Source organism: Rhizobacter sp. Root1221 (assembly GCF_001425785.1).
Lineage (GTDB): Bacteria > Pseudomonadota > Gammaproteobacteria > Burkholderiales > Burkholderiaceae_C > Rhizobacter.
This window is the reverse complement of sequence record NZ_LMDI01000023.1, coordinates 173,634-187,498: the sequence shown is the minus strand read 5'-3', so window position 1 is coordinate 187,498 and position 13,865 is coordinate 173,634. Positions and strand designations below refer to the sequence as shown.

At 65.9% G+C, this 13,865-nt stretch carries 8 protein-coding genes; 6 read left to right on the top strand and 2 right to left on the bottom strand.

Going from position 1 to position 13,865, the window contains the following annotated elements:
- Window positions 1-446 precede the first annotated feature (446 nt).
- On the top strand, window positions 447-1,106 hold the full coding sequence (locus ASC87_RS17300; protein ID WP_200954398.1) for a hypothetical protein: 660 nt from the start codon (window positions 447-449) through the stop codon (window positions 1,104-1,106).
- An 89-nt stretch (window positions 1,107-1,195) separates the two neighbouring features.
- Window positions 1,196-1,885 carry a XopAF/AvrXv3 family type III secretion system effector gene (gene xopAF, locus ASC87_RS31940; RefSeq protein ID WP_157604096.1) on the top strand — a complete coding sequence of 230 codons (690 nt, stop codon included), beginning with the start codon at window positions 1,196-1,198 and terminating at the stop codon, window positions 1,883-1,885.
- Between the two features lie 158 nt (window positions 1,886-2,043).
- On the opposite strand, the gene pelA is transcribed toward xopAF, so the two are convergent.
- Entirely contained in the window at window positions 2,044-3,678 is a 1,635-nt protein-coding gene (pelA, locus tag ASC87_RS17290) for a pectate lyase (RefSeq protein ID WP_235582196.1), read from the bottom strand.
- A 450-nt stretch (window positions 3,679-4,128) separates the two neighbouring features.
- Between pelA and ASC87_RS17285 the strand changes: the two genes are divergently transcribed.
- From ASC87_RS17285 to ASC87_RS17270, 4 genes are all read left to right on the top strand, one after another.
- A complete protein-coding gene (locus ASC87_RS17285) occupies window positions 4,129-7,086 on the top strand; it encodes an ATP-binding protein (RefSeq protein ID WP_056664634.1) in 2,958 nt (985 codons plus the stop codon).
- A gap of 146 nt (window positions 7,087-7,232) precedes the next feature.
- Window positions 7,233-8,255 carry a diguanylate cyclase domain-containing protein gene (locus ASC87_RS17280; protein ID WP_056664631.1) on the top strand — a complete coding sequence of 341 codons (1,023 nt, stop codon included), beginning with the start codon at window positions 7,233-7,235 and terminating at the stop codon, window positions 8,253-8,255.
- 33 nt (window positions 8,256-8,288) lie between these two features.
- A complete protein-coding gene (locus ASC87_RS17275) occupies window positions 8,289-10,145 on the top strand; it encodes a CHASE domain-containing protein (protein WP_162255176.1) in 1,857 nt (618 codons plus the stop codon).
- Window positions 10,142-12,421 (top strand): ATP-binding protein, encoded by a 2,280-nt coding sequence (locus ASC87_RS17270; protein WP_157604094.1) that lies wholly within the window; start codon window positions 10,142-10,144, stop codon window positions 12,419-12,421. The genes ASC87_RS17275 and ASC87_RS17270 overlap by 4 nt, the downstream gene beginning before the upstream one ends.
- 14 nt (window positions 12,422-12,435) lie before the next feature.
- Here the strand turns inward: ASC87_RS17270 and ASC87_RS17265 are convergent, their stop codons facing one another.
- Window positions 12,436-13,797: a dicarboxylate/amino acid:cation symporter gene (locus ASC87_RS17265; protein WP_200954403.1), complete on the bottom strand. Its 1,362-nt coding sequence runs from the start codon at window positions 13,795-13,797 to the stop codon at window positions 12,436-12,438.
- Between the last annotated feature and the right edge of the window lie 68 nt (window positions 13,798-13,865).

The following is a 13,865-nucleotide window of genomic DNA, read 5'->3' as shown; positions in this document are numbered from 1 at the left end:
CCCCGAAGGCCCTGGCCGATCGGTGCCGACTGATCAGCGATATCGCGCACCCTGGACATGTCCTGCGCGATGGTGTCCCTCCATATCGAGAGCCTGGGTCGATGGCCGGGAAGGGCCGCCCTTGCATCGGACCACTCACCGGGTGAACCTGACGGAGGCCGGCGCCGAGGCGCTGCCGCCAAGTGGTCGAACTGGCTCGAGGAGCATCAATTTCGTGCACGCAGTGATCGCTTCGTACTTGCCGTTCGCTCGAAGCACGCCATTGCGAAACTGACGGCTCCATCTGACATGTAAGGGGATACGGCATGGGCGTGTGCTTCTCGAAATCGAGCGGGACCTCAAGCAGGCGCGGGCAGGATGCCGGTTCCGCGATGGGCTCATCCGCGCCACGCAATCGCCATGCACAAGGGCGCACTGCCAGCCAAGCCAGCAGTCACTTGAGCGGCTTGAGCGACTTGAGCCGCAATCGATCCGGGACATCCGACGCCGAGGTGGCAGCGTTCCAAAGGCAACGGACGGCGATGCTGTCGTCGGCGCGGCGACAGGCTCAATCCGAAGCGCGGGCCGCGGTGACCGATGTCCTGGAGTTGGTGCGGGAAACCTACTACAAGCCCAACTTGAAGTCGGGCAACAAGGTGAATGGCGACGGCGGACCCGAAGAAGTGGTCCGGCAGGAGAAGGCCAGGTTAGAGGTCGACCGGATCCGCTTGAAAACCGATCCCCTGACCGCCGCCATGCAGGGAAAGGCCCATCAGTGTCAGGAGTTGGCGCTTCTGGCGATGCATCACCTGCAAGAGCGCGGGCTGGAAGCACAGATTCTCGAGCTCGGTGGCGATGACCAAGCGGTGACTCACGCTGTCGCCATCATCGGTCCAGCATCAAATCCCTTGCCTGCAGCCATGACGGAATGGCATCGGGACGTGTACGTTTGTGATCCGTGGAGCAACATCGCCTGCAGTGCCAGGGAATATCCCGCTGAGTTCACTCGCAAGATGCAGAAGTGGGAGGACAGGGGCAAACTGGTTGGCTTTCAGACCAAGGGCTTCGTCCTGCCGACCGATAGGGCGTGGGTGAACGATGTTCTGCACGGAGGAAAGATGGTCTAGGAGTCTGGAGCCTCTATCTGCTTCGCCTTTCCATCTTCGCTTTCCCAGCCGTCCTCCAACTGTGTGAGCGTGCCGTCCACAATGAAGCGATGACAACGATTACCCGATTTCGGTTCATTCCGGACACCAACGACCCTGGTCTTCGACAGCTTTCCGACGAGGAATATCAGGCTGCGCGGAGCCATGGCGACAGACCGGTCAAGGATAGATCCGGGATGGAGCGCTTCCCTCGAGAACTTACTGCAGCGCGTATCAAGGACCTCAACCCAGGCCAGCTTGCACCTCGTCGGCAGTTCGTCCTGCGCCCGTCCCACGATCTGAAGGCCGTTGCGTACAACGCCCGTCCAAACAGCTTTCCCGCTTCGACCGGCACATCGCAAACCAATGTGGTGTGTCTGACCGACGGCATGGGGCCTTGCATCGCTGTTGCTGTCGGTGGTGAACGGATGGGTGCCGGTGCCTCGTCCGTCAGCGCCAAGGTCCGAGTCTTCCATGTGTTTCCGGACAACGTCGACGTGTCAGGCAGCCTGGGCGACTATGTCCGGCGCCTTCAGCGCGACGGGCTTCGTGTTCGCGCTGCGCTGCATGGAGGAGAAAACGATCTGGAGAAAAGCCGCCAGGCATCCGCCGAGATCAGATCCGTGCTCCAAGGGCTCGGCGTTCAAGTGGAGTTCGACGAGGCGTGCGAAAGGCGCGATGGGCGTGACAGTCTTCTGGGAGCGGTCATTGACGATCAGCACAAAGTTGACTTTGTCACGGAACTTGCACAGCGGCTTTGAAAAGCGTGCGCGATAGCGGCGTTCCGGGCGACGGTCGGGCGAGCCATGGCGAATCCGCTGAAGGGCGGATTCGTTCGGTCTGATTGGGCCTTACTCCATCGGCGCCGAACGCGCTTGTCTGAACGACAAGCGAAACGTTCGCAGGTGCAAGCGATCGCTCAGTACCCGACCTTGTCTGTGTAGGCAAACAGCCGGTCGCCGTAACTGCCACCCCACTGGTAGCCGTAGCGGCGCTCGGGCTCGATGTCCATGAGGTTGTACCGCTTGCCGGCGCCCGGAGGATTGTCGGTGGGCAGCCGGCCGCTGAAGAAGCCGACATCGGTGTCAAGGTCGTAGAAGCGGTACCACATGGTGCTGCCGGCTTTCGAGACGATCTGGTTGAACTTGTCGTCCGTGCTGCCCGACGGGCGGCTGACATATGCCGTGTCTTCGACCTTCACCGCAGGGTTCTTGTACCAGGCGATGGCGGACTTGACCGCGGATTTGATGGCCGGGGTCTGAGGGCGCGTCATCAGGAACGCGACGACGAGCACGGATTCCTGGCCGCTCTTGGAGGGCAGTTCGAAGGAGCGTGCGCCGCGCGGCGCGTAGGTGACAGGATCGTGCTGGGCGCACCACACGGTCTTGACACCGGCCTGCACGATCTGCGCCTTGAGGATGAAGTCGACTCCCTTGTCGATGGCCACGGTCAGCTTGTCGCGCTGTGCGGCCGTGAAGACATCGCCTTCGAACGGCGCCTTGCGTTGCGCCGCATGATCGAGCAGCGTCATCACGCGGATCATGGCGTTGTCATTGAAGGTGACGTAGTTCGAGTAGATCGTTCCTGTGCGGGCAGGATAGACCTGGGGCCAGCCACCCGACGAGTACTGCATGGTCAACAGGAAGTCGAGCGCCTTGCGCGCGGCATCGCGATACGCCGCGACGCCTGATCGACGATACACATCGGACAGGAACAACAGCTCCGTCACCGTCGCATCGTTGTCGATTGTGCCGAGTTCGACGCCGCTGGCGCCTTTCCATCCGGACCGTTCGGCCTTGCCGTCCCAGGCCGTGTCGTAGACCTTGACCGCATTCTTGTAGAAGCCGCCATGCGGCATCTGCCACGTGATCATCTTGTCGGCCCGCACCTTGTCGGCCGCAAGTTTGGCTGCGTCATCCGAGGCCCCGCTCAGCCACTCCGTGTAGCCATTCAGTTCCTTGTAGACCGGGTTGCCGGTCTGGGAAAGCATTTCACCGGCGGGCGCGGGCGCGGGCGCGGGCGCGGGTGCGGGTGCAGGTGCAGGACTTGGAGCTGGAGCTGGAGCTGGAGCTGGAGCTGGAGCTGGAGCTGGAGCCGGAGCCGGAGCCGGAGCCGGAACTGGCGTGTCGCTTGTCCCCCTCACTTCGCATTGTTTGGCCACGCCCGGTGCCGGGTCCGAGCCAAAGAACGCGGCGGTGCACTTCCCGGTTCCATCGACTTGAAGCTTGATCCACTTGGAGCCTGCGCCGTAGCGAACCGTCTGCTTGCCGCTGACAGCGAATGACTGGCCTTCGCCAGCGATGCGCGTCCAGGTGGTCGTGGCCAGGTCCACGTCGGCCGGGCCAGTGCCTTGTTCGTCGACGTTCTCCACCGCGGCGCTGTCGCTGCCTCCGCAGGCTGTCAAGATGACGGCCCCGCTCAACGCGGCCATCAGCGCGAACCGCTGCCGATGCTGCGATGACAACCGGGCTGGGAGGTGTGGGGGGATTTGACGCAAGTTCATGGGTATCTTTTTGTTGTGGCTTGTCGACGGACTCCTCACCCAGCGCTTCATTCGTCTCAGCCGTTTTGCGGTGACGCGCGATGTTCACTCATGGGAATTGAACCGGCGCGGCATCAATGGTGCGGAGATGTAATGACCGTAAGCGGTGAATCAATGCGCCTTGTCGTTGTGCGTGGCCACGCTGCGCTACTTCCGGTTCAGCTTGCGTCGCACGGTCCGGCAATCAGGCTGCTGGCGCGGTCGATCAGCGGGAAATGGCATGGACATCTCTTGCGCATCGGACCTATGCTGCGCAGGCCAACTGTGTTGTTGAAGCGTCCGACAGAAAAGAGGCAGCGGAGCGCGCTGTAAGTCTCGGCCAGTTGGCAGGCATCTGAATGGTGCCAGGGAGTGTCAAATGGACCCTAGCCTCAGTCTGGGCCGAATGGCTTCGTGCAACGGCGCCTGTGCGGTCATCGCGATTGGTGTGCTTGTTGTGCGCGTGGCAGAGGGCGCGCATCCATGACGCCTGCGGCAACCAGCGTTTCAAGCGATCTGGCCAACCTGTTTGCCGGTGGCGGCGAGATGGGCGAGATCATGCGCGCCACGGATTGGTCCAGCACCCAGCTGGGGCCGGTCGAAACCTGGCCGCGCAGTCTCAGGACCATGCTCGGTGTCGTGCTGGGCAGCCGGTTTCCCATGCTGCTCTGGTGGGGGCCCGACCTGCTGCACCTCTACAACGACGCCTACCGCCCCATCTTGAGGGACAAGCACCCCGCGTCGCTCGCCGCACCCGCCGCGCAGATCTGGGCCGAGATCTGGGACGTCGCGGGCCCCATGGCCCGTGATGTCCTGGCGGGTGGGCCTGCCACGTGGACGGAAGACCTTCAACTGTTCATCCAAAGTGGCGCCATGGCCGAGGAAACGTACTTCACGTTTTCGTACAGCCCCGTCCCTGGTGACGACGGCAAGGTCGGTGGCCTCCTCAACACGGTGCAGGAAACCACCGCGAAAGTTCAGGGTGAACGCCAGATCCGCATGCTGCATGATCTGGCAGCACGGGCCGCGCAAGCGAAATCCGAGAACGAGGCCTACCAGATCACCGCAGAGGTTCTGTCAGCCAACGAACTGGACGTTCCCTTCGCATTGTTCTACGTGCTGGAGGGGCGCAACGCGCATCTCGTGTCCGCCGGTGGCTGGAAGGGATACAACGGCAGCGCCAAACCAGCCCACGTGGCCATCCAGGATGGCGGCGCGGCGTCCTGGCCGTTCGCGGAGGTGATTCGAACCGGGCGTGATGTCATCGTCGACGATCTCACCTCCCGATTCGGGCCGATGCCAGTGGGGCGCTGGAATGAGCGGACCGAACGCGCGATCGTCCTGCCGCTGATCCGTGCCAATCAGTCTGTGCCTCACGCGCTTCTCGTGGCGGGGATCAGTCCGCACCGTGAGTTCAACGATCGGTACCGGGCGTTCTTTCAGGCGACGGCCGATCAGGTGATCAGTGTCACGGCCAACGCCCGTGCGTACGACGCGGAGAAGAAGCGCGCCGAAGCGCTGGCAGAGATCGACAGGGCGAAGACGACCTTCTTCAGCAACGTGAGCCATGAATTCAGAACGCCGTTGACGCTGATCCTCGGGCTCGTCGAGGATGCCATTGCGAACCACGGGGCCCTGCAGGGTGAAGACCTCGAGGTCGTTCACCGGAACGGCGTCAGGCTGCTGCGCCTTGTGAACAGTCTGCTCGATTTCACCCGCATTGAATCGGGCCGCCTGCAGCTTGCGTTCGAGCCTACTGAGCTTTCCACGCTCACCACCGAGCTGGCAAGCGCGTTCCATTCGCTCCTTGAACGGGCGGGGCTGAAGCTGATCATCAATTGCCCGGCGCTTCCGGCGCTCATCCACGTCGATCGCTTGCAGTGGGAAAAGATCGTCCTGAACCTGGTGTCGAATGCGTTCAAGTTCACCTTCGAGGGCGAGATCGAGGTCTCGCTCAGCTGGCACGGAGAACATGCCCGACTGTGCGTGCGCGATACCGGGACGGGCATTTCCGCGAGTGAGTTGCCGCGCATCTTCGAGCGCTTCCACCGGATTCCCAATGCGCGAGGGCGCAGTTTCGAAGGCACCGGGATCGGCCTGGCCCTCGTGCAGGAGCTTGTCAAATTGCATGGGGGAACGGTGAGTGCGTCGAGCGTCGAGGGACTCGGTACCTCGTTCGTGGTCACGATTCCGGGCGGCACGGGGCATCTGCCCGCCGATCAGGTCGTCTCCGGACAGGACGGCGCACCGAAAATTGGCGAGGCGACGTCCCAAGCTGTTGAGGTTTCCCGATGGCTCCCGCAGGGCGACGCACCCCCTGTCACGGAGATGCGCACGCCAGCGCCGCCAGCGAATCGAACCACTGCGCCAAAGGCTGGACGCATCCTGATCGCCGATGACAACGCCGACATGCGTGAATACCTGAGCCGGCTGCTTCGATCCCAGTGGGAGGTGGAAGTGGCCGGCGATGGGGAGATGGCGCTTTCCAGTGCGCGCGCGCATCCGCCGGACCTGATCTTGAGCGACGTCATGATGCCCAAACTTGATGGCTTCGGTCTGTTGCGCGAACTGAGGTCAAGCGCGAAGACACGCACCATCCCCGTGATCCTTCTTTCCGCGCGCGCTGGCGAAGAGGCGGTGCTGGAAGGCCTCGATTACGGTGCCGACGACTACCTCGCCAAGCCGTTCACCACACTGGAGCTGCTCGCGCGCGTGCGCACGCACTTGACCATGGCTCGTTCGCGGAATGAACTGAACGCCGAACTCGCGCGTGCGAACGAGGAACTCGAGGCGTTCAGCCATTCGGTCGCCCATGACTTGCGCTCACCGTTGCGCAGCATCGACGGATTCAGCGCGTTGGTGCTCTCCGACCATGGTGCATCGCTGGATGAGGACGCGCGAGACCATCTGGAACGTGTGCGGCGCGCGACCCGGGCCATGGACAAGGTGATCGACGACTTGCTGATGCTCTCACGCGTCGGACGCGCCGAACTGCAGCGCCAGTCGGTCGATCTGAGCGCACTGGCGCACGAGGTGCTGGAAACACTGCGCCAGCAAACGCCCGGACGACAGGTGCGCGTTGAGCTCCAGGCAGGACTGACGGGCCTGGGCGATCCGGGCTTGCTGCGCATTGCACTCGACAACCTGCTTGGCAACGCCTGGAAATACACGGCCCGGCAACCGAACGCATGCATCGCGTTCGGAGCCACCATGGAGGAGGGGGAGCAGGTCTATGTCGTGCGCGACAACGGTGCCGGCTTCGACATGAATGACGCCGGAAAACTGTTCGGCGCGTTCCAGCGTCTGCACACGGCGGAAGAATTCCCCGGGACCGGGGTTGGTCTGGCGACGGTCCAGCGGATCGTGCGCAAACACGCGGGACGCATCTGGGCCAGGGCGGCCGTGGGCGAAGGTGCGGCTTTCTACTTCACGCTGCGTTGAGCCGTCTCGCCACGCATCAAGCGAAAGCCCGGTGTTGCAGAAACCCGCCCCCATGCGCAATGATGTCCAGCCGGGCGGGCTGACCGCGGTCGCCCGGCCGGATGACGAGGCCCGTTGCAGGGGCCACCCTCCCGAAGGGCAAGAGCATGTCCAAAGACAAGATTCTGCTGGTCGACGACGACCCGGGTTCGATCCGGCTGCTGGGACGCATTCTGGCGGACGTGGGCGACCTGCGTTTTGCCACCAGCGGTGAAGACGCCCTCGGCGTGGCGAAGGAATTCCTGCCGGACCTGATGCTGCTCGATGCCGAGATGCCCGGCATGAGCGGCTTCCAGTTGTTCGATGCGCTCAGGGCCGTGCCGGCGCTCGCCGACGTGCCGGTGATTTTCGTGACCAGCCACAGCGAGCCGGAATTCGAAGTGGCCGGCTTCGAGTTGGGGGCGGCGGACTTCATCGCCAAACCCGTCAGCGCACCCCTCGTGCTGGCCCGGGTGAAGACGCAGTTGCGTGCCAAGCACCTGTCCGACGAGTTGCGCCGCATCGCCAAGATCGACGCGCTCACCGGCGTGGCCAACCGGCGGCGCTTCGACGAATCGCTGGAACGCGAATGGCGGCGGGCCCATCGCAAGGGCGACGCCATTGCGCTGCTGTTCATCGACGTCGACCACTTCAAGCTTTTCAACGACCACCATGGGCACCCGGCGGGCGATGCCTGCCTGCGTTCGCTGGCGGAGGCCATGGCCGGGGCCTGCCTGCGCCCGGCCGACCTGGTCGCGCGGTACGGCGGTGAGGAGTTCGCCGTGCTCTTGCCCCAGACGCCGCGAAGCGGGGCCGAACACGTGGCCCACCGCCTGCTCGATGCCGTCGATGCCCTGGGCATCCGGCACAGCGCATCGCCGTCGGCCGGCCACGTCACCGTGAGCGTTGGCATCTCCTGCTACGACACCGACAGCGCGTGCTGGGTGGATGCGGCATCGTCGGAATCGCGTTTCCTGGCCGACCTCGGCTTGCGTTGCTCCGCCAGTGACCTGGTGCATGCCGCCGACAGGGCGCTCTATGCCGCCAAACGCAGTGGCCGGGCGCAGGCCAAGTTCCTGGACGTGGCCGATACCGATTCCGCCGTGGCGGCCCGTGATGCCAGTCCGGCGCGGCGGCACCGCCGTGCGTGACAGCACGCCCTGATGCCGCGCGCCGACCCGCCCATGGCCGCCTCACGACCGGGCTGGCGTCCGTCGACCGTCACCGGGATCGTGCTGCTGGCGCTCGTCTACTACGGGGTCGCGCGAGCGAGCCTGGGCTTGTCGTTCGCGTCGACGAACGCTTCCCCCGTCTGGCCCCCCTCCGGCATTGCACTGGCTGCGTTGCTGGTCGGTGGCCCGAGGCTCGGGGCTGGCGTGTTCATCGGGGCCTTTGCGGCGAACCTCACCACGTTCGTTGGCAATGGCGTGGCGCCGTGGGGCCCGGCGGCGCTTGTGTCGGCGCTGATCGCGGCCGGCAACATGGCCGAAGGCCTGCTCGCCGCCTGGGCCTCACGGCGCTTCATCCGCGGCGAAATGTTCGATTCGCCGCAGGGTGCCTACGTGTTTGTCGCGGCGGCCCTGGTGGCCGCGATGGCGTCGGCCAGCGGTGGGGTGGCAGCGCTTGTCGGGTCCGGCATCGTCCCGGGGCATCTGGCCGGAACGGTGTGGCTGACCTGGTGGCTGGGCGATGTGACCGGCCTGCTGGTGATCGCACCGCTGCTGCTGCAGCTGCGCACCTGGCGGCCGCGGCGGGTGAATTGGCGGCGAGGTGTGCTGACCGTGGCGGTCTTTGCCGCGGCCAGCGGGCTGGCCTTCGGCGGTCTTCTCGACGCGGGGCACGCGAACCGGCTGATGACGTTCGGGCTGGTGGTCTTCATCGCGGGGGCGGCCTACAGGCACGGGCCGTTGGGCGCCACCTCGGCGACCTTCGGCATCGCGGTGTTGTCCATCGCGGCAACGATCCACGGCCGCGGCCCGTTTGCCAAGGCCACGGCCAACGATTCGCTCATCTCGCTGGACGGCTTCCTGGCCCTGTGTGCCATCACGGGCATGGTGCTGGCGGCGTCTCGCCAGCGCGCCCATGCTGCCGAGGGGCCGGCCGTGCACCGCGGCGGCCAGTTGCCCGCCGCGATGCTGTTGGCCGGGCTGGCGGCCACGGTGCTGGCGTGGCACTTCACCGCGGCCGACACCGAGCGGCGTGCGGCGGACCGCTTCGATGACATCGCCCGTGACATCCAGGCCAGCGTGCAGGAGCGCATGGGGGTCTACGAACAGGCGTTGCGTGGCGGGCGAGGGTTGTTCGACGCGTCGGTGCGTGTCGAACGCGGTGAATGGCGCCAGTACGTCGAGTCGCTGACCATCAACCGCAACTACCCCGGCATCCAGGGGCTCGGGTTCTCGGAGCGCGTCTCGCGGGCCGATCGGCAGCGGTACGTCGAGCAGGTGCGCGCGGACGGGCTCCCGGCCTTCGACTTCCATCCCGCCGGGGAGCGTGATGAATACACCAGCATCACCTACCTCGAACCCTTCGACGAGCGCAATCGCCGTGCGCTGGGCTACGACATGTACTCGGAACCCGTGCGGCGCACGGCGATGCTGCAGTCGCGTGACAGTGGTTCGCCGGCCGTGTCGGGCAAGGTCCGGCTGATGCAGGAGTCCGGTGAAGACCGTCAAGCGGGTTTCCTGATGTACGTGCCGGTGTACCACCGAGGCGCGCCGGTGGACACGGTGGCGGCGCGCCAGGCCGCGTTGAAGGGGTTCGTCTACGCGCCGTTCCGCATGGATGACCTGATGCACGGTGCGCTCCAGCGGGTGGACCTGTCGAGCGTGTGCCTCCGGATCTTCGACGGCGACCAGGTCGATCCGGCGGCCGTGATGTACATGAACGCCGCGCAGTGCCAGGCGAGCTATCCGCACCAGTTCGTGCAGGCCGTGCCGATGCAGGTGGCGGGGCACCGCTGGACGGCGGAGGTGAAGTCGACGCAGGTGTTCGAGGCGGCCGTCGAAAGGCCCAGATCGCCCTCGTGGCGGGCACGGTGATCAGCCTGCTGCTGTTCACGGTGGTGCGCTCCCTCGCGGTCACCCGGCAGGACGCGCTGGTGCTGGCCGACCAGATGAGCGCGGCCCGGACCGAGGCTGAGCAGCGGTTCCAGTCGCTCACCGAATCCGCCAGCGAATGCATCCTGGTACTCGACGAACGCGGCAGGGTGGTGTTCTGCAACCACGCCGGCACGCGGCTGTTCGGGCAGGCGGCCGACCAGCTGGCCGGCCGCGACGTGAGTACCATGCTGGCCCCGCCGCCCGGCTTCGCGGACTGGCACGACGTGAGCCAGGCCGGGGTACCCGCATCGGGTGTCTTCGAGACCGCCTGCCATGGCGCGGCCGGCACCGAGGTGCCGGTGGAGGTGTCGCTGGGCACGTGGTCGGGCCAGGGGGGCGGGCGGTTCTTCAGCCTGATCGCGCACGACATCTCGACGCGCCGGCGGGCCGAACTCGAACTGCGCGAGGCGATGCAGCACGCCGAGCAGGCCAACCGGGCCAAGAGCCACTTCCTTGCCAACATGAGCCATGAGATCCGCACCCCGATGAACGCGGTGATCGGCCTGTCGTACCTGCTCGGCCAGACGCCGCTCGATGAACCGCAGCGGGCCTTCCTCGACCGGATCAAGGTGGCCAGCAAGTCGTTGCTGGCGGTGATCAACGACATCCTCGACTTCTCCCGCATCGAGGCGGGCGAACTGACGATCGAGCGCGCGCCGTTTTCGCTGGCCGGTGTGCTGAAGGAACTGACCGACGTGATGGCCATGCAGGCCGATGCCAAGGGCATCGCCTTCGACGTGGAAGTGCCCGGCACGTTGCCCGAGGTGATCACCGGCGACGCCGCGCGCCTTCGGCAGATCCTGACCAACCTGCTGTCCAACGCGATCAAGTTCACCGACCGGGGGGGTGTGCAGCTGCGCATCGAGCGGCTCGCCAGTGGTCCGGCCGAGGTGGTCCTGCGCTTTGCCGTGCAGGACAGCGGCATCGGCATCGCGGCGGACGTGCAGCCGCGGCTGTTTGCCCCCTTTGCCCAGGCCGACGCGTCCACCACCCGGCGTTTCGGTGGCACGGGCTTGGGCCTGTCGATCGTCAAGCGGCTCACCACCCTCATGGGTGGCAACGTGGGCATGGCCAGCGAACCGGGGGCCGGCAGCACCTTCTGGGTGGTACTGGACTTCGCACTGGCGGCGCCCGAGGACCTTGCCCGCCAGACCCCGTCACCCCGGGCCCCCAGCAAGCGCGACCTGCTCGGCGTGCGGGTGCTGGTGGTGGACGACAGCGACATCAACCTGGACGTGGCCCGGCGCATTCTCGAACACGCCGGGGCGCAGGTGACGCTCGCCGAGAACGGGCAGGAGGCCTTGGCGCGCCTGCAGGCCCGGCCCGACGCGTTCGACGCCGTGCTGATGGACGTGCAGATGCCGCTGCTCGATGGCCACGAGGCCACGCGCCGCATCCGGGGGGCGCTCGGGTTGACCGGCCTGCCGGTCATCGCGCTGTCCGCGGGTGCCCTGACCGGGGAGCGGGAGAAGGCGCTGGCCTCCGGCATGAACGACTTCATCAGCAAGCCGTTCGATGCGGGGGACCTGGTCCATGCGCTGCGGCGCCACGTGCGGCCTCCGGTGGAGATCGACACGGCGGCGGCCAGCCTGCTGCCGCCTTGGGCGGTGCCCGCTACCGTGCCGTGGCCGGAGGTCGACGGGATCGACACCAGCGACGTGCAAGCGCGCCTGGATGGTGACGTGGACCTGTTCCGGTCGATGCTGAAGCGCCTGCTCGACGAGTTCGAGGTGGTGCCGCTCCCGCGGGACACCGGCACGCTGGCGGCAACGGCCGGCCGCATGCACAAGCTGCGGGGCATGGCCGGCGCCCTGGGGGCGGTGGCCGTCCGCGACCTGGCCGGCGTCGCCGAAGTGGCCTGCCGTGCCGGCGACGTGGCCCGTGCCGGGCCGGCCCTGGTTCAACTGGCCGACGCGCTGCAACGCGTGCGCGCGGGCGCGCGGACCGTGCTCTCGGCGCTGTCTGCCCCAGTCGCCGGCGCCGGCGCCGCGGATGACCTGCCTCCCCGTGCGCTGGACGATCTCCTCGACCTGCTGCACCAGCGCAGCCTGTCGGCCACGCAGCAGTTCCGGGTCTTGTCGCCGCAACTTCGGCAGCGGCTGGGGCACGACCTGTTCGAGCGGCTGTCCGCCCACGTGGACAACCTCGAGTTCAACGAGGCGGTGAGCCTGCTGGAGGCTCGGTCACGGGACTTGCTGGTCAACGGGGCGGCCTGAGGCCGCCGCCGCTGTCAGCCCGGCGTCTTCGCCCCCGACGTGTCCATGCGCGCGGTCTGCGCGTCGAGCAGCACTTCCGGTTCGTCGGTGGCCACCTGGGTCGGGTTGTCGAGCTGCGCGTGCAGCTTCGCCGTGTCGAGGTCACCCGTCCACTTGGCCACCACGATCGTGGCCACGCCGTTGCCGACCAGGTTCGTCAGCGCGCGGGCCTCGGACATGAAGCGGTCGATGCCCAGGATCAGCGCGAGGCCGGCAACCGGCACGTGACCCACGGCCGACAGGGTGGCGGCCAGCACGATGAACCCGCTGCCGGTGATGCCGGCTGCCCCCTTCGACGTGAGCAGCAGCACGGCCAGCAGCGTGATCTCCTGCATCAGGGTCATCGGGGTGTCGGTGGCCTGGGCGATGAACACGGCGGCCATCGTCAGGTAGATGGACGTGCCGTCGAGGTTGAACGAGTACCCCGTCGGGATCACGAGGCCCACCGTCGTCTTCTTCGCGCCGAGGTTCTCCATCTTCTCCATCATGCGCGGCAGCACCGACTCGCTGGACGAGGTGCCGAGCACGATCAGCAGTTCCTCCTTGATGTATCGCACGAACTTCCAGATCGAGAAACCGTGGACGCGCGCGATGGTGCCGAGCACGATGAAGACGAACAGGAAACAGGTCAGGTAGAACGAGCCCATCAGCTTGCCCAGGGACAGCAGCGACCCGACGCCGTACTTGCCGATGGTGAAGGACATGGCACCGAACGCGCCGATGGGGGCGGCCTTCATGATGTAGCCCACCACCGTGAACAGCACGTGCGACGTGCGCTCGATGACATCGAACACCAGCGTGCCGCGGCCGCCGAAACGGTGCAGCGCGAAGCCGAACAGCACGGCGATCAGCAGCACCTGCAGGATCTCGCCCTTGGCGAAGGCATCCACGACGGTGGTCGGGATGATGTTCATCAGGAAGTCGGTGGTGGTGCCGAGCTTGCCGGGGGCCGTGTAGGCCGCGATCGACTTGGTGTCGATGGTGGAGGCGTCGATGTGCATGCCGGCGCCAGGCTGCAGCAGGTTGACGACGACCAGGCCGATCACGAGCGCGACGGTGCTCACCACCTCGAAGTACAACAGCGCGAGGCCGCCGGTGCGGCCCACCTTCTTCATGTCCTCCATGCCGGCGATACCCACGACCACGGTGCAGAAGATGATGGGCGCGATGATCATCTTGATCAGCTTGATGAACGCGTCACCCAGCGGTTTCATCTGCTCGCCGAGCGATGGGTAAAAATGACCGAGCAGCACGCCGATCACCACCGCGGTGAGGACCTGGATGTAGAGAGAGCGATAGAGCGGGCTCTTCGTCTTCGTAGGGGTAGCAATCGACATGGTGCTCATAGGGTTTCTCCCGGACACAATCAGAAGATCGGCACTGTAGGCTGTTGCGGCGCTTTTTA